The sequence below is a fragment of the Microbacterium sp. LWO13-1.2 genome (assembly GCF_038397725.1).
In the GTDB taxonomy this organism is placed as follows: domain Bacteria; phylum Actinomycetota; class Actinomycetes; order Actinomycetales; family Microbacteriaceae; genus Microbacterium.
In genome coordinates this window covers 3,896,217-3,912,596 of record NZ_CP151634.1, presented here as the reverse complement: position 1 = coordinate 3,912,596, position 16,380 = coordinate 3,896,217, and the positions used below count along the sequence as shown (strand labels likewise).

The 16,380-nt window shown below is 68.3% G+C and carries 13 protein-coding genes; 7 read left to right on the top strand and 6 right to left on the bottom strand.

The genetic code is table 11. From position 1 onward, the window contains the following. Window positions 1-6: 6 nt before the first annotated feature. The 5 genes from MRBLWO13_RS18710 to nagB are packed head-to-tail and all read left to right on the top strand — an operon-like array spanning window position 7 to window position 7,547. On the top strand, window positions 7-1,224 hold the full coding sequence (locus MRBLWO13_RS18710; protein ID WP_341975598.1) for an amino acid deaminase: 1,218 nt from the start codon (window positions 7-9) through the stop codon (window positions 1,222-1,224). After that, entirely contained in the window at window positions 1,215-4,544 is a 3,330-nt protein-coding gene (locus MRBLWO13_RS18705) for a family 20 glycosylhydrolase (protein WP_341975597.1), read from the top strand. The genes MRBLWO13_RS18710 and MRBLWO13_RS18705 overlap by 10 nt, the downstream gene beginning before the upstream one ends. A gap of 28 nt (window positions 4,545-4,572) precedes the next feature. Then, window positions 4,573-5,760 carry an ROK family transcriptional regulator gene (locus MRBLWO13_RS18700; protein ID WP_341975596.1) on the top strand — a complete coding sequence of 396 codons (1,188 nt, stop codon included), beginning with the start codon at window positions 4,573-4,575 and terminating at the stop codon, window positions 5,758-5,760. A 49-nt stretch (window positions 5,761-5,809) separates the two neighbouring features. Continuing rightward, window positions 5,810-6,775: an ROK family protein gene (locus tag MRBLWO13_RS18695; RefSeq protein ID WP_341975595.1), complete on the top strand. Its 966-nt coding sequence runs from the start codon at window positions 5,810-5,812 to the stop codon at window positions 6,773-6,775. Continuing rightward, window positions 6,768-7,547, top strand: coding sequence for a glucosamine-6-phosphate deaminase (gene nagB, locus MRBLWO13_RS18690; RefSeq protein ID WP_341975593.1), 780 nt, complete (start codon window positions 6,768-6,770; stop codon window positions 7,545-7,547). The genes MRBLWO13_RS18695 and nagB overlap by 8 nt, the downstream gene beginning before the upstream one ends. 18 nt (window positions 7,548-7,565) lie before the next feature. Here nagB and MRBLWO13_RS18685 read toward each other — a convergent pair whose 3' ends face one another. The 6 genes from MRBLWO13_RS18685 to MRBLWO13_RS18660 all read right to left on the bottom strand — a co-directional run bounded on the left by MRBLWO13_RS18685 (window position 7,566) and on the right by MRBLWO13_RS18660 (window position 14,860). Beyond that, a complete protein-coding gene (locus MRBLWO13_RS18685) occupies window positions 7,566-7,976 on the bottom strand; it encodes an NUDIX domain-containing protein (RefSeq protein ID WP_341975592.1) in 411 nt (136 codons plus the stop codon). Then, the gene (locus tag MRBLWO13_RS18680; protein ID WP_341975591.1) at window positions 7,969-9,333 is read right to left on the bottom strand and encodes an FAD-linked oxidase C-terminal domain-containing protein; all 1,365 of its coding nucleotides are present in this window, start codon (window positions 9,331-9,333) and stop codon (window positions 7,969-7,971) included. Before MRBLWO13_RS18680 ends, MRBLWO13_RS18685 begins: the two co-directional genes overlap by 8 nt. A 10-nt stretch (window positions 9,334-9,343) precedes the next feature. Next, a complete protein-coding gene (locus MRBLWO13_RS18675) occupies window positions 9,344-9,715 on the bottom strand; it encodes a YrdB family protein (RefSeq protein WP_341975590.1) in 372 nt (123 codons plus the stop codon). A 9-nt stretch (window positions 9,716-9,724) separates the two neighbouring features. Then, window positions 9,725-11,788, bottom strand: coding sequence for a sigma-70 family RNA polymerase sigma factor (locus MRBLWO13_RS18670; protein WP_341975589.1), 2,064 nt, complete (start codon window positions 11,786-11,788; stop codon window positions 9,725-9,727). Between the two features lie 373 nt (window positions 11,789-12,161). Beyond that, window positions 12,162-13,334 carry an N-acetylglucosamine-6-phosphate deacetylase gene (gene nagA, locus MRBLWO13_RS18665; protein ID WP_341975588.1) on the bottom strand — a complete coding sequence of 391 codons (1,173 nt, stop codon included), beginning with the start codon at window positions 13,332-13,334 and terminating at the stop codon, window positions 12,162-12,164. Beyond that, complete coding sequence (locus MRBLWO13_RS18660) at window positions 13,331-14,860, bottom strand: family 20 glycosylhydrolase (RefSeq protein ID WP_341975587.1); 1,530 nt, start codon at window positions 14,858-14,860, stop codon at window positions 13,331-13,333. Before MRBLWO13_RS18660 ends, nagA begins: the two co-directional genes overlap by 4 nt. Window positions 14,861-15,219: 359 nt before the next feature. Between MRBLWO13_RS18660 and MRBLWO13_RS18655 the strand changes: the two genes are divergently transcribed. Both MRBLWO13_RS18655 and MRBLWO13_RS18650 read left to right on the top strand, forming a co-directional pair. Beyond that, the gene (locus tag MRBLWO13_RS18655; protein ID WP_341975586.1) at window positions 15,220-15,852 is read left to right on the top strand and encodes a hypothetical protein; all 633 of its coding nucleotides are present in this window, start codon (window positions 15,220-15,222) and stop codon (window positions 15,850-15,852) included. 91 nt (window positions 15,853-15,943) lie between these two features. After that, window positions 15,944-16,348, top strand: a complete 405-nt coding sequence (locus MRBLWO13_RS18650; RefSeq protein WP_341975585.1) for an Imm8 family immunity protein — start codon at window positions 15,944-15,946, stop codon at window positions 16,346-16,348. Window positions 16,349-16,380: the final 32 nt, after the last annotated feature.

The following is a 16,380-nucleotide window of genomic DNA, read 5'->3' as shown; positions in this document are numbered from 1 at the left end:
TGTTAGATGCCTCTACAAATTCCGAACCCTGTTCTCGGCGCCTGGACGAAGGGCTTTCCGGCGCGAGCCGCCGGGATGCGCCTCTCCGAGGTCGCGGGCGCGGGTCTGCACCTCTCCGACCTGGTGACACCCGTGCTCACCGTTCAGGAATCGGCGATGGCGCACAACGAGGCGACCGTGTTCTCGTGGGCGGCAGATCAGGGCGTCCTCCTCGCCCCGCACGGAAAGACGACGATGGCGCCCGCGCTCTGGCAGCGGTTGCTCGATGCCGGAGCCTGGGGAATCTCGGTGGCAACGCCGTGGCAGGCCGAGGTCGCCGTCGACGCCGGCGTGCCCACTGTGCTGATCGCCAACGCGGTCGTGGACCGGGCCGCGGTGCAGCGACTCGGGGCGCTGCTCGAGGCGAATCCGCAGTTGCGCATCCTGTGCTGGGCAGACTCGCTCAGCACCGTCGGCATCATCGCGGACGCGACAAGTGACCTCACCCGTCCCCTCGACGTGCTCGTCGAACTCGGCGGGATGGGCGGGCGCACCGGAGCGCGCACCGTCGCCGAGGGGGAGCGGATCGCCGCTGCGATCACCGCCGCCCCCGGACTGCGTCTGGCCGGTGTCGCCGGGTATGAAGGCCCGTTCGGCCCCGATCGCAGCGCCGCCTCCGTGGCCGCGGTCGACGCGTATCTGCAGACTCTCGTCGAACTGCACCGGCGCCTCGAATACCCGGAGGGATATCGGCCGGTGCTCACCGCGGGCGGCAGCTCCTTCCCGGATCGGGCGGCAGCCGTGCTGGCCCCGCTCGGTGAGGGTGCCGATGTGGTGCTGCGCTCGGGGGCCTTCCAGATCCACGACGACGGCTTCTACGCGAGGATGTCTCCGTTCGGCCCGCTCGTCGGCACGGAGCCGCTGCGCTCGGCGATGCACGCCTGGGCGCGCGTGGTCTCGCAGCCGGAGCCGGGGCTCGCGCTGCTGGATGCCGGTCGTCGCGATGTGCCCTTCGACATCGATCTGCCGGTGCCGCAGTCGGTGGCCGGCCGCATCACGGCGCTCAACGATCAGCACGCCTTCCTCAGCCTCGCGCCGGAGGCATCCGTGCACGTCGGTGAGATGGTCAGGCTCGGACTCTCGCATCCGTGCACGGCGTTCGACAAGTGGCGGGTGGTCGCCGTGATCGATGATCCGGATGCCGCCGATCCGCGCGTCATCGGGGCGGTGGCGACGTGCTTCTGAGTGCAGAGCAGGCCGCGGCCGGACGCGTGCGGGTGTATCGGGGAGCCACCGTCGTCGACGGCACCGGTGCCTCGCGGTATCCGGCCGACGTCGCCGTCGAGGGTGCCAGGATCGTCGCGGTGCTGCCGCTCGCGACGTCATCGGACGCCGATGTGCTCGAGCTGCCCGCGGGGGCCGTCGAGGTCGACGCCACCGGCCTCGCTCTTGCGCCCGGATTCATCGACATGCACGCCCACAGCGACCTCGCCGTGCTGACCGGCGCCGCGCACGACGCGAAGATCCTGCAGGGAGTCACGACCGAGGTCCTCGGTCAGGACGGACTCGGCTACGCTCCGCTCGACGACGCCTCGGCCGCGATCATCCCGGGCCAGATCGCAGGCTGGAACGGACCGGTGGATTCTGTGCCGTGGCGATCCATGGGCGACTTCCTCGCCGACATCGATCACGCGACGGTCGGCAACGCGGCGGTGCTCGTCCCACAGGGAAACCTGCGCATGATGGTCGTCGGTCATGAGAACCGCCCGGCGACTCCCGCGGAGCTGGACGCGATGGCCGAGCTCCTCGGAAAAGCGCTCGATGCCGGCGCGTTCGGGATGTCCAGCGGTCTCACCTACACGCCGGGAATGTACGCGGACACCGCCGAGCTCGAGGCGCTCTGCCGGGTGGTCGCCGAACGCGGCGGCTACTGGGCGCCGCACACCCGCAGCTACGGCGCGGCTGCGCTGTCTGCCTACCGGGAAGTGCTCGACATCGGTCGGCGCACCGGTTGCCCGATCCACCTCACCCACGCGACCATGAACTTCGCCCCGAACCGCGGCCGTGCGGCCGATTTGCTCGCACTCGTCGACGAGGCGATCGCGGACGGCGTCGACGTGACCCTGGATACCTATCCGTATCTGCCGGGGTCGACGACGCTCGCGTCGCTGCTGCCGAGTCGGCTCGCGGAGGGCGGAGATCTCGTGGCGACGATCGCCCGGCTCGATGCCGATGCCCGTGAGGAGGTGCGCGTCGGGCTGGAAGACATCGGATGCGACGGCTTCCACGGCGAAAGGGCCGACTGGAGCAGCATCCAGATCGCCGGCACCGCGAACCCCGCACTCGCCGGTCACGTCGGACGGACGATCGCCGAGATCGCCGAGGACAGCAGGCAGCGTGCCGTCGATGTCGTTCTCGACACGATCGTGGCGGACGCCGGGGCGACGAGCATCCTCATGCACATCGGCGACGAGGACAACGTCAGGGCGATCATGCGCCACCCGCGCCACACCGGGGGCAGCGACGGCATCCTGATCGGTGCCCGCCCGCATCCGCGCGGGCGCGGGACGTTCCCTCGTTATCTCGGTCACTACGTCCGCGACCTCGGCATCCTCACGCTGGAGGAGGCCGTGCGGCATCTCGCCGGCACCCCGGCCGAGCGCCTGGGGTTGCATCGCGGTGACGCACCTCGTGGTGTGATCCGTGTCGGCGCCACCGCCGACCTCGTGCTCTTCGACCCGGAGACCGTCGGGGCGGGCGCGACCTTCGACGACCCGCACGCGCCGCCCATGGGCATCGTGGACGTGCTCATCGGGGGAGTCGCGGTCGTCGCGCGCGGTGCTGCCACGGGCGCGACGCCAGGACGCGCCCTCCGGATGCCCCCGCCGGCGCATCGGGCGACCCTGCCCCGAGTCAGCACCACCATCGACGAAGCGGCCGAGGGCTTCGCATGGACGTCGCAGACCCCCGTCGTCGCGGCACCGGAATGGGCGAGCATCGTGACGAAGCTCGGCGCTGCGCTCGCGGCCGCGGCCGGCACCGAGCCGGCGATCACCCTCGTCCTCGACGATGAGCTCACCGCGGCACCGTTCGCGGACGGTCGGATCGGCGAGGAGGCATTCCGCCTCTCCGTTGCTGCTGACGGTGTCGAGATCAGAGGCGCGACAGCCGCCGGGATCTTCCGCGGCGCCACCGTGCTTCGTCAGCTGCGCCCGCCGGAGAGCGTCGACGCGCGCATCCCGGCAGGGGTGTGGGAGGGAGCCCCGGCTTACGGATGGCGCGGAGTGATGCTCGACGTCGCGCGCCACTTCCGGCCGCCCGCCGACATCCGCCGACTCATCGACCTTCTCGCCGACCACCACCTGAACGTGCTCCACCTGCATCTCAGCGACGACCAGGGGTGGCGGTTCGAGGTTCCAGGCTTCCCGCGCCTGACCGAGGTTGGCGCTCGCCGCAGTGCGACCCAGCGCGGGCACGGTCCCCAGGCGACGGTGGAGCCCGGCGTGCACGAGGGGTTCTACACCGACACCGAGCTGCGCGATCTCGTGGCCTACGCCGCCGAGCGTTTCGTCACGCTGGTGCCCGAGGTGGAGCTACCAGGGCATGTTCAGGCCGCGCTCGCCGCCTATCCGGAACTGGGCAACCTCGACGCCGCTGAGCCCGTCACGAGCCCGTGGGAGCGGTTCGGCGTCAACCCGCGCACTCTCGCGCCGACCGAGGCATCATTGGCCTTCGGTCGGGCGGCGATCGACGCGCTGTGCGACCTCTTCGACGCGGAGTGGATCGGGATCGGCGGCGACGAGGTGCCGGTGACCGAGTGGCAGCAGAGCCCCGCGGCAGCGGAGCGGATGCAGCAGCTCGGCTTCACCTCGCCGCACGAGATCCAGCCGTGGTTCACCGCGCACTTCGTCGCCCATGTGCAGAGCCGCGGCCGCACCGCCCTTGCCTGGGATGAGGTGCTGGAGGGTGATGTGCCGGACGGTGTGCGGATCCTCGCGTGGCGTGGACCGGTCGCGATGCGGGAGTCGCTGCGCCGCGGCATCCCGGTGATCGCCTGCCCGGACCTCGAGGTGTACCTCGACTATCCCCAGTCCGACTCCGAGGAAGAGCCGATTCGCGTCGGGCCGCCTCTGACGATCGAGCGGGCCTATTCTCTGCGCGTGGAGGAAGGGGCGATCGGCGGTCAGGCGAACGTCTGGACCGAGCATCTGCCCACGCGCGATCGGGTCGACTTCGCGACGTTCCCGCGCCTGGCCGCCACGGCCGAACGACTGTGGGACGGGGGTGAGCCCGGCGCTTTCGAGGACTTCGTGCGCCGCCTGGAGGTGCACCTGCGCCGCCTGGCCGCAACCGGTGTGGCGTACCGCCCGCTGGACGGTCCGACCCCGGATCAGCGGCGCCCTGGAGTGCCGGGGAAGCCGCTCACCATCGCCGCTCGTGAGGAGATCGTCGCCGGGCTCGTCCGCACCCTCGAGGAGCGCGAGCACCCATATGATGAGCACCTCGGGAAGTCAGGTAACGTTTCGATAACCCTCCCCGCGAGCAGCGGGCCTGGGGTTGCGTAAATCCAGTTCGTAAGGTCTACTAACAAACATGTCCGCATTGGATGAGCAGCGTCCCACATCGTCGTCTGATTACGCCGGTGCGAACACGCACGCCTTCGGCCCGGGCCGACACCTGCGCTCGCGCTCCAAGGTGCTGCCCGAGCACGCCAGAGGGCACAATCGCGCTCTCGTCCTGCAGACGCTCTTTCACGCCGGGGCGATGAGCCGCGCAGATCTCTCCCGCGAGACCGGATTGACCAGGGTCACCATCTCCGATCTGGTGGCCGAGTTCGTCGCCGACGGCATCATCATCGAGATGGGGGTGCGCGCGATCGTGGGTCCGGGTAAGCCTCCGATCCTCATCGACATCGACCGCGCGGGTCACCAGATCATCGGCATCGACCTCTCCGGTCCGAGCGCATTCGTCGGAGCTGTGCTCAGCCTCGACGGCGAGGTGATCGAGCGCCGGGAGGTGCCGCGCCCGGAGTCGCCGGACGGCGACGAGGCGTACGCCGCCACGCTCGCGCTCGCCAGGAGCCTGGTCGAGGCGTCGAACCGCCCCCTGCTCGGCGTCGGCATCGGCACGCCGGGTGTGGTCCGACCGGACGGACTCGTCCTGAGTTCACCGAACCTCGGCTGGACGAATTTCCCGCTCGAAGCGAAGCTCGGCGTCGATCTCGGGCTCCCGGTCCTTGCGCGCAACGACGCGAACGCCGCCGTGCTCGCCGAGTACACCTTCGGTGACGCCAAAGCCGACTTCATGCTCATCAAGATCGGCAAAGGCGTCGGTGCCGGTCTCATCACCGGCAGCCAGCCGTTGCTCGGCAGCCGATACGCGGCGGGGGAGATCGGTCACGTCGTCGTGGGAACCGACGGAGGACCTCGGTGCGCGTGCGGCAAGGACGGATGCCTCGAGGCCTGGCTCAGCGTCAGCCGCCTCGGCGCCGCCATCGCCGAGAACCCAGAGGCTCGTGACGACATCCTCCGCGACGCCGGAACCCGGATGGCCATCGCCATCGCCCCCATCGTCGCCGCCCTCGACCTGTCCGAGGTCGTGCTCTCCGGTCCTGCCGAACTGCTCGACGGCATCCTCACCGACGCCGCTATCGAGACTCTGCACGCCAGGACGCTGGAGGGGGTCTTCGAAGATGTCGCGGTGCGGCTCACCGACCAGGCCGACATCGTACTTCGCGGCGCCGCAGTGATGGTGCTCTCCAGCCAGCTGGGAGTCTCGTGATCCTCGCCTCGAGCCCGACCACCCCGATGACGACCAGGAGCTTCATCCGATGAAGGGTGCTGACATCGCCGACCTCGACGGTCGGCAGATTCGCGTGGGCCTGGATGTCGGCGGCACGAAGATCGATGCCGTCGCCATCTCGCCGGCCGGAGACATCCTCGGCCGTCTGCGCCGCCCCACTGGCTGGGGCGAAGAAGCCGTCCTCTCCGGCATCATCGAGACCGTCCGGGCACTCGCTGACGAGGTCGGCTATCCGATGGACGACGTCCGTTCGGTGGGTGTCGGCATCCCCGGGCTCGTCGACGCCGGTTCCGGCCGTGTCCTGCACGCCGTGAATCTCGGCGTCGAATCGCTGGACCTCGCCGCACGTGCGCAGGATGCGATGGGCATCCCGTTCCGAGTGGAGAACGACGTGAAGGCCGCGGCGCTGGGGGCGGCGGTCCTGCGCGGTGTCACTGGTTCGATGGCCTACCTCAACCTCGGTACCGGGGTCGCAGCAGGGATCGTCGTCGAGGGTCGCATCTGGCGAGGCGCCACGGGCACGGCGGGCGAAGTCGGGCACATCTCGGTCGATCCCCGGGGCAGACTCTGCGGTTGCGGCCAGCGGGGCTGCATCGAGACCTTCTGCGGTGGCGGCGCGCTCGCCCGCGCATGGGGGCGTCCCGGTGCGCTGCCGGTCCGCGACATCTTCGACGCCGCTGAGACCGGCGATGCAGACGCGGTGGCCCTCAAGGCCGACCTCATCCACGGTGCCGCGGCCGCGGTCCGCGTGCTGGTGCTGTCCGCCGATGTGGAGAAGGTCATCATCGGCGGCGGAATCACCTCGCTCGGCGCACGGCTCGAAGACGGCATCCGCGCCGCGCTCCGCGCCGAGGCTGAGACCTCGGCGTTCATGAACTCGCTCCACCTGGACGCGAGAATCGAACTGCTCGCCGCCGGTTCCCCCGCCGCGGCGTTCGGCGCCGCGGTGATCGGCGCATCCGTCCCAGAGAAAGAGATCATGGCCCATGGCTGAAGTCGTCATTGTCGAGAACGCGGAAGCCGCTGGCGCCCTGGTCGCGCAGGAGATCGTCGAGCTCATCGACTCCCGCCCCGATGCGGTGCTCGGGCTCGCGACCGGATCGACACCGCTCACCGTGTACCAGGCGCTGCGCTCGCGGCTCGCCGATCACGATGTCTCGCAGGTGCGCGGTTTCGCGCTCGACGAGTACGTCGGTCTCGATCCCGCTCACCCGGAGAGCTACCGCTCCGTGATCACGCGCGAAGTCGTCGAACCGCTCGGGCTCGACCCGCGGCGCATCCATGTTCCCAATGGTGCGGCCGCGAGCATCGAGCGCGCCGGCGCCGACTACGAGGCGGCGATCGCAGCTGCGGGAGGCGTCGATCTGCAGATCCTCGGTATCGGCACCGACGGGCACATCGGGTTCAACGAGCCGGGGTCATCCTTCGCTTCGCAGACCCGGGTGAAGACGCTCACCGAGCAGACCCGTGCGGACAACGCGCGCTTCTTCGATTCCGTCGATGATGTGCCGAGGCACTGCATCACCCAGGGGCTCGGCACGATCCTTCGCGCGCGCCACCTGGTCCTGCTCGCGTTCGGCGCCGGGAAGGCGCAGGCGGTCGCGGATGCCGTCGAAGGTCCGCTCACCGCATTCCTTCCCGGATCCGCCGTCCAGCTGCACCCGCACGCGACGATCGTCGTCGACGAGGCAGCGGCATCCCGCCTCAAGCTCGCCGACTACTACCGGTACACATACGCGAACAAGCCGGCCTGGCAGGGTCTCTGAGTTCGACGTCGGGCGACGTCAACCGAAGGCGCGCCCAGGCCAGGCGAGCGGCAGCAAATGCTCGAGGCTGAGCGGAGCCAGGGGCAGCGTCGGCACCTCGGCGTGGGTGATCCAGCGGAGCTCTGCCAGCTCGGCCTGCACGGTGACCGCGGTCGGATCGATCGTGGCGGCGAAGGCCGCGGCGATGACCCGGTGACCCGGCTCGTTCGCGGCGTCGGAGATGAAAGTGCCCAGCGGTCGCAGCTCGCTCTCGACCAATTGAACCCCGAGTTCTTCGTCGAGTTCTCGGATGAGCGTCTGCGCGGCCGTCTCGCCGGGCTCCGGCTTGCCGCCGGGCTGCATGAACCGGGTGGTCCCGTGTTTGCGGACGACGAGCACGCGGTCGTGGTCGTCGACGATCACCGCGGCGCTGACGTGGATGTCAGGCATCGGCGGGGAACACCTTGCCCGGGTTCAGGATGCCGAGGGGATCGAACACCCGGGTGATCTGCCGCTGCAGCTCCCACTGGTCCTCGCCCAGCTCGTCGGCCAGCCAGCGCTGCTTGAGCACGCCGATGCCGTGCTCGCCGGTGAGGGTGCCGCCGAGAGCGAGCGCAGCGCGGAACAACTCGTCGGCCGCAGCCCAGATGAGGTCGGGCACGTCCGTGCCCTCGAAGATGAAGTTCGGGTGCAGGTTGCCGTCTCCCGCGTGCGCGACCGTCGGGATGACCACGCCGTAGGCCTTCTCGATGCGGGCGATCTCATGGAACATCGCCGGCATGGCGCTGCGCGGCACGGAGACGTCCTCGATCAGGGTCGTACCGAGTGCCGCCATCGCCGGGTGCATGGCACGGCGGATCGCGAGCAGGCGCTCGCCCTCCTCGTGATCGTGCGAGACGGAGACGTGGCCGCCATGGTCGTGGAGGATCTTCGCAATGGCCTCTGCATCTGCGACGGCAGCAGGGCCATCGGTCTGGATGGTGAGCTGTGCCGTGCCCGCTGCGGGCTCCGGCAGGGAGAGGTATCGGAACACCGCGGCGACACAGGCGGCATCCATCAGTTCCATGATCGCCGGCTGGATTCCCGCGGCGGTGACCGCCGCCGATGATGCCGCGGCGGGGACGACACCGGGGAAAGCGGCCGTCACCGTGCACGTCGTGCCCTCGACGAGGCGCCGGAGCTTCAGAGTGGCGCCGACGACGACGCCGAGCGTGCCCTCGGACCCGATGACGAGCGACGTCAGGTCGAGTCCGGTCACACCCTTCACGCTGCGATGTCCGAGATGCAGCAGACGGCCGTCGGCGAGGACGAGATCGACACCGAGCACGGCATCGCGAACCACACCGTACTTCGCGCACAGCAAACCGCCGGCGCCGGTGGCGATGTTGCCGCCGACCGTGGAGATGGCCCGGCTGGCGGGATCAGGAGCCCACCAGAGACCGTGATCGCCGAGGATGTCATTGAGGTCGGCGTTGAGGATGCCGGGCTCGACGACGGCGAGAAGGTCGTCGGGTCGGATCTCCTTCACCGCGGTCATGCGAAGAGTCGACAGGACGATCTCGCCCTCACCGGCATTCGCGGCACCCGCGAGCCCTGTCCCTGCTCCGCGTACGACGACCGCGGTGCGTGTGGCGGTCGCGATGCGCAGGGTCTGCTGCACGTGCTCGACCGTCTCGGCATGCACGACCGCGATGGGCCGCCCGGCGGCGGCATGCCCGGATCGGTCGGCTCTGGCGAGCTCGCGGGATTCCTCGCTGGTGTCGACGAGGGGGCCGAGTGCAGCCTGGAGCTGTGCGAGGGGGCTCATGACCGGGTGCTCACGCCAAGGTGCGTCGGCCGGCCGCGAGCCCCGCACCGATCGCGACGATCGCGAAGGCGGAGCCGATCAGCCCCTGACCCATCGACCACCACGCGACAGTGACGCCGGCGTAGATGAGCAGCTCGACCGCGGCGCGCAAGAAGGGGTGCAGGTGCAGAACCGGGCGCGGGGAGAGGAAGAGCGCCCACACCAGGAGCACGATGAGGGGTGCGCCGATCCCGAAGATGATATTCCACGGCAGTGTCCAGGCAGCGAAGCCCCACAGTGCGAGGGAGGCCATGGCGAGCACCAGGACGATCACACGGACGATGTCGAGAGCGGAGACGACGGGACGATCGACGCCCGGTACGGGTGCGGAATCCTGGGGCATGCCCCCAGTCTATTCGGCGGGTACGGGGCCCGTGGCCGGAGGCAGCACGCCATCGGCGACTTCGAAGACTGTGCCGATGATGTTCTGTGCAAGCGGCGCATTACTCGGCTGTTCGACGGGCTCGACCGGTGGAGCCGATGGAGCCGGTTCGACCGTCTCGTCCGATTCCGCCGGTGTGGAAGTGACGGGTGTTTCTTCGGCGGGTGCTTCCGGCGTCGACGATGCGGCCGGCGGAATCACCTCGGCCGGACTCGATGGGAGGTCATCGCCGAGCGATTCGTCCGTCGAAGAAGCGTCGGCGGAACTGATGAGCGGAGAGCACGATCCTGCCGGATCAGCCAGTTCACTCAATCGGACCGCGTCGGTCAGTGGACCGATGGAATTCCCGTAGACGTACCGGAACTGGACCCTGGCATTGGTGAGTTGCTGCAGGAACGTCGGTTCGAGCACGACGACGCCGTCACCGCGGGCATCCAGCTCCGCTGTGAACGTGGTGTCCTGGCGGTTCGAGAACAGTCCCTGGACCGTGGCCTCGGGCGCACCCTGCACCTCGACGGAGTACAGCGTCGTTCCGAAGATCGCGCTGTCCTCCCAGACGCACGTCACCGTGGTCGCGCCGATGGCGGGGGTCCCGGTGGGGAGGCCAGGTGTCTCGGTTGGTGTCGGAGTCGGAGTCGGAGTCGGAGTGGGTGTCGGCTCGGGAGTCGGTGTCGGAGTTGGAGTCGGCTCGGGAGTCGGAGTCGGAGTCGGAGTCGGAGTCGGCTCGGGAGTGACCGGAGGTTCCGGTTTCGCGTCCTCGGTGGGCGGCGTGACCGCTGAGCCTTCGTCGGGCTTCGAGTCTGCGGGCTTGGTCGGTGTCGGACGCGGTGTCGGCTCCGGCGTCGGTTCGACCGGTGCCGGCTCTTCGATGATCATGGGCTCATCGAGCGCCATGGTCTCGTCGGGTCCGACTTCTGACGAGATCGACGTCGAGTCGCTGTCGCCCGCGCTGGGTCGCGACGATGCCGGTGCCGCCCCGACGAGTCCGGGGATGGTGGTCGCGGCGGCGACGACGCCGGCCACTACGAGCGCAGCGGAACCGGCGCCGATCAGAGCGCCGACGCCGCTGAAGACGCCTCCGCTGCTCCCGCCGGCTGCGCCACCGCCAGCGGCTGAACCGCCCGCGGCCGAGCCGCCGGCCGTGCCGGCCGCCGCAGCGCCGGTGCCGACGACGACTGCGCCTTCGAAGATGCTCGACGGCATTGCAGCCAACGCGACCGCCGGTGTGCTGCCCTGCAGAGAGGCCAGGTAGCCGGTGGAACCGGCGACGCCGAGGACGAGGGGAAGGAGGACCAGCGCGAGGCGCGTGGAGACGTCTTTCGCCTCGGCAGCGACGATGATGCACCGCGCGCACTCGTCGAGGTGCTGCTCCAGTCGTTTGTGATCCCGGTTGCCCAGGTTGCCGCGCGAGTAGGCACCGAGATGTTCGATGCTCCACTGGCAGTCGGAACCGGGCGCCGCGCTGCGCAGGTGCGCTTGGATCCATGCTTCACGGAGGCCTTCACGAGCACGGAAGGCTAGCTGCGACACCGCGCCCGACTTCATGCCGAGGAGAGGTGCCACCTCCTGCGGCTTCATCTGCTCGATCTCGGTGTACCAGAGCACCTCCTGCCAGCGCGATGGCAGGCTGCGGAATGCCTGAGCGGTGAGGCTGCGATCAAGGGCCTCATTCGCGGCCTGTTCGCTGCTGTCGGGATCGGCGACGGTATCGAGCTCATCGATCGCCGTCTCGCGCCGCGAGCGTCCCCACGCCGCGGCCGTGTTGCGGATGCTGGTGAACAGGTAGGCGCGGAACGAGCCGTTGGGGCCTGCGCCCTTGATGATCGCCTGGTAGATGCGGGTGTACGACTCCTGCACCAGGTCATCGGGGTCGATGGATGACGTGACGGAGCGGGCGACGGACATTCCGGCGGGGTAGTGGCGTCGCCAGAGTTCGCCGAACGCCTCGGTATCTCCCGAGCGGGTGCGCAGGACGAGGTCGGCGTCGGCGATCGCCTCGCCGTCGTTGGAGGTGTTGTCGTAAGGCACAGTCATCCATCTGTCGTGAGTGGGAATGGCCCTCTCACATGAAGAGACGCGTGAAAGCGGTCCGCATCACGCGTGTTTTTCATTCTCTCCCGAATTTCCCAGACTGGCCACCCCAATTTGGAACCGGATCTCGTCACGGCCGCCACGGGGTCTCAAAAAAGAAATCTCAGAAGTCGCGTAATGAACGACGAGGTCTGTCGTCTCACCAGGTAGAGACAGCCAGTATCGACTCCACCGGGGGGCGGAGTCGTGGCGTCGGTGGGGTCACCTCACCGGTCGGGTGGTCCGGGAACCTCGGGGGAGGAATTCCCGGACCCCCGCTCTACTCAGGGGGAATGAGGCCGCCGGCTGGGGAACGGCGGCCTCCTGAGCTGCCCGGCTAGCGGGAGAGCGGTCCGCCGACCCAGACACGTGCGACCTGCAGGCCTTCGTCCAGGAGCACCGCGTCGCCGACGAAGCCGGTGCGCAGCGCACCGATCTCGTCGCCGGCGCCGATCGCCCGCGCCGGAGTCTCGGTGAGGGCTCGGACAGCGTCGCTCAGCCCGACGCCCGCCTGCACGGCTCGTGCGAGAGCGACGTCCTGCGTGAGGGTGGAGCCGGCGATCGAGCCGGTCTCATCGGCGCGAGCGACGCCGTCGGCGACGGTGACGCTGACGGTGCCGAGGTCGTAGTGACCGTCGGCGCTGCCCGCGGCGGCCATCGCATCGGTGACGAGCGCGACGCGCCCCGGAGCCGCATCGAAGATCAACTTGATGACATGCGGAGCGAGGTGCACGTTGTCGGCGATCGCCTCGAGCACCACCCGATGATCAGCTGCGGCAGCGAGCACCGGCCCGGGAGCCCGGTGGTGGATGCCGTTCATCGCGTTGAAGGCGTGGGTGAGGATGGAGGCGCCGGCGTCGAACGCTGCTTCGGCCATCGCCGCATCCGCGTCGGTGTGACCGACGGCCGCAGCGGCCCCTGCCTCGACGATCAGACGGATCGCTTCCAGGCCGCCGGGCAGCTCAGGGGCGATAGTGACCTGACGGACGGTGCCACGACCGGCCTCCAGCAGACGCGTGACGTCGGCCGCGAGGGGTGCCCGCAGCAGCGCCGGGTCGTGCGCGCCCTGATGGCCAGGATCGAGGAACGGCCCTTCCAGGTGCGAGCCGAGGATGTCCGCATCCGTCGTCATCAGATCGGCGATCTCGCCGACGCTCCGGGCGAGATCATCGAGCGATCCGGTGACCAGAGAGATCACGGCGCGCGTGGTGCCATGTGCGCGATGCAGTGCACGGGCGGTGCGGATGGCCTCCACGCCGTCATCGAACGAGGCGCCGGCCCCGCCGTGTCCATGGATGTCCACGAAGCCGGGGGTGAGGATGGCGCCCGCTCCGGCGATCTCGATCGCATCGACGACCTCATCGGCCGGTGCCCAATCGGAGCCGGTGCCGCGGGCGACGATCCGGCCGCCCTCGATGCGTACCCAGGCGTCTTCGACGAGTTCGCCGCGATCGATGACGCGGGCGGAGTGGATGACCAGCGAACCGGTCTCGGTGGAATGGACGCTCATCGTCGGCTCCAGGGGATTTCGGCTGCGGGATGGTACGAGATGCCTTCAGCCTTCCACAGTGGGGAGAGCGACCCGACCCTGACGCGGAACGAATCCCAGGTGCGTTCCGGAGCGTTCTTCGGCGACCAGACGATCTCGGCCTGCGCCGCGGCCCTCGGGAACACGAGCTGCTCGACCTCGGTGAGGGTGCCGACGGTCTCGCTCCACAGCGGGGCCTCGACGCCGAGGATCGCGTCATCGGGCACGTCGAGCACCGCCGTCGGCTCCCACGCATACGCCGAGCGGACGTCGATGAGCGCGGCCCAGTCCTGTCCGAGCGGGTAGTCCTTGTCGTACTTCATGTCGAGATAAGTGGCGTCCGCCGGCGACAGGATCAGTGCGCCGCCGCGTTCGACGAAATGGGCGGCCTCCTCGGCGTGCGTTCCCTGGGGCGTGGTCATGCCCCAGTACTGGCCGACGGTTCCCTCGGCGATGCCGTCGGCAGCGCCGACCTCATGCCACGCGACTGGGATCTTCCCCGCCTCGACGACGATCGCGGTGGCGCGCTCGACGAAGTGATCGAAGTCCTCCTGGGTGGTGCCGTGCGACTCGTCGCCGCCGATGTGAAGGTACGGGCCGGGGGTCATCTCGGCGAGTTCGCGGATCACGTCGCGCACGAAGTCGTAGGTGCCCTCCTCGCGGATTCGCACGCTGGAGTGGCCGACTCCCCAGCCGAGGTAGCGCTCCCCGGCGACGGGCAGCGGCTGGCCGAGGCGCTCTGAATCGGAGATCAGGTTGTCGTTCATCACCGGAGCTTCGACCAGTTCCGGGTAGGCGACGCCGATCGCGTGGGTGTGGCCGGGCAGATCGATCTCGGGGACGACGATCATGTGCCGGGATGCCGCGTACTCCACGATGCCGCGGTAATCCGCTTTCGTGTAGAAGCCGCCCGGGTCACCGTTGGCTGACGTGCTCGAGGAGAGCTCGGTGAGCAGCGGCCAGGAATCGATCTGGATGCGCCAGCCCTGGTCGTCGCTGAGGTGCAGGTGCAGGTGGTTGAACTTCAGGGCGCTGGTGCTGTCGATGAACTTCTTCACGTCGTCGACACCGAAGAAGTGGCGGGCGACATCGAGCATCACGCCGCGGTACCCGAATCGCGGAGCATCGGCGATGTCTGCGCGGAGCAGGCCCCACCCGGCTTCGTCTTCGTCTTCGTCTTCTCGAAGCAGTTGCAGGAGGGTCTGGATGCCGTAGAAAAGCCCGGCCTCATCGGAGCCGACGAGCTCGGCCTCGTCGCCGATGCGGAGGGTGTACCCCTCCTTCTCAGCGACCGACGCGTCGATGCGCAGCGTGATGTCGCCCAACTTCGTCGCGTCATCGGCGGGGGAGAGGCGGATGCCGCTGCGACGCTCGACGGCATCGATCAGCTGCGCCGCCGCGGGGGAGTCGCCGTGCACGCGCGTGGCGCTGGTGAGTGGCATCCGTCCGTCTCCCGCGACAGCGGATGCGGGCACCGGAACAAGCGGAAGGGAATGGGTAAGGACCATGAACAAAACCTACCGTGCAGGGGTGCGCTGCGGGAGAGTGGATCTCGGGAGGTGTCCTGCCCGCTGCATACGACGGCGTTCACGTGAAAGATCCATCATCGTTACATATGCGTGATGTGCACGCTCTCGTCAGCCACACCTGGTGTCCACTATGAATTAGCAGTGCGGCAGGAGAGCCGCGAATCCGGCCCTCCTCATCCGAGGGGTTGGACCGGATGCGTGGGAGGTCCTTAGTGAGGTTCTTCGAGGGGCTTTGGTGGCTGTTGCTCCTCCTTGCCCGAGGATACGGCCCCCTCTTACAGGGTTATCCGGCTTTTTCGTACGCGGAGCAGAGAGCACAACCAATATTGACTAGTGAAGTGGACGACTGGATGAGCAGGCTGCACAGCGCCCCATTCGGGCCCACCACTACGCTTGCTCGCAACTTCGCTGCAGGCGTTTCTGCGATCGCGGGGCTTGTCTGTCTCGTCGTGCCGTTCTTGCAGATGGTGCCGCTGCCTAGCGTTCTTCTTGCTTCCATCGCAGGACTGGGCTTCTTTGCCGCATCGCTCATTACGGCGCTCCGATGGAAGCCTTTGGTGAGGCGTGCTGCGCGGGAAGCGGTCGCGGCAGGAGCAACCAGCAGCTTTGCCTTCACGCAAGCTGAATTCAGCAAGGGTGCTGCAAAGGAGAGCGAGTACGTGGGTTCAGGATGGGTCTTGATTCTCGGCGAGCGCCTGGATGTCTGTGTTGGGCCGAACGCATTGGGTGTCGGCGAGGGTGCCGCACCGCGAGCGATACGGCAGGACGAGATCGTGAGAGTTTCCCGGCGCGAGCCGACCAGTATGTCGTATGCGATGCTCACGATTGCGCTTGCCTCCGGCGACGAGGTTTCGTTTACGCTGACGCCGCGGAATGGCTCTGGACTACGCGGACCCAGCGATAGCGAGGTGGACGATGCCATCACTAGCATTCGCAGCGTGACGGAAGACGATCCTTGGAATCGCGGATGAATGCCCGGCAGGCCGGACGTGCTTGGATGGGCGACGGGTGTACAGATTCGAGTCAGGGCAACGCGCTGGCGAATCTTGACGGCTCAGGCGCATGGGCCGCGGTCTTGCAAGCCCCACCGGGATCTTTTCAGTGAGAGCTATAGTTCGCGACGCATTCAGTACAGATTTTGACTTCGAATCCTACGACTCCGTGGATCCCTCTGACGATGGTCAATGGATCCGCTTACTCATCGGACCTGACATCGGTCCAGGTGAGGAGTCTTTCGACATCTTGGTTTGCACTCCCCGGTGGCTCGCGCGCAGAGTTGAAGAATCGGGACCGATTTTGGGCCGCCACATGTTGGTGATGTCATCTCTGAATCTGAGTGAAGCTGTACGGGTTCTACGTACCGCCGCAGAATCTGTTTCGGGGGAGATGTGGCGCGACGTCGTGTTCGAGCTGGCGCAAATTGGATTCTGGGAGTTTCAAGATTATCGAGCGAATGAAATTGACTGACGGGGTGGCGACTCGACCGGCCAACTGCTCCT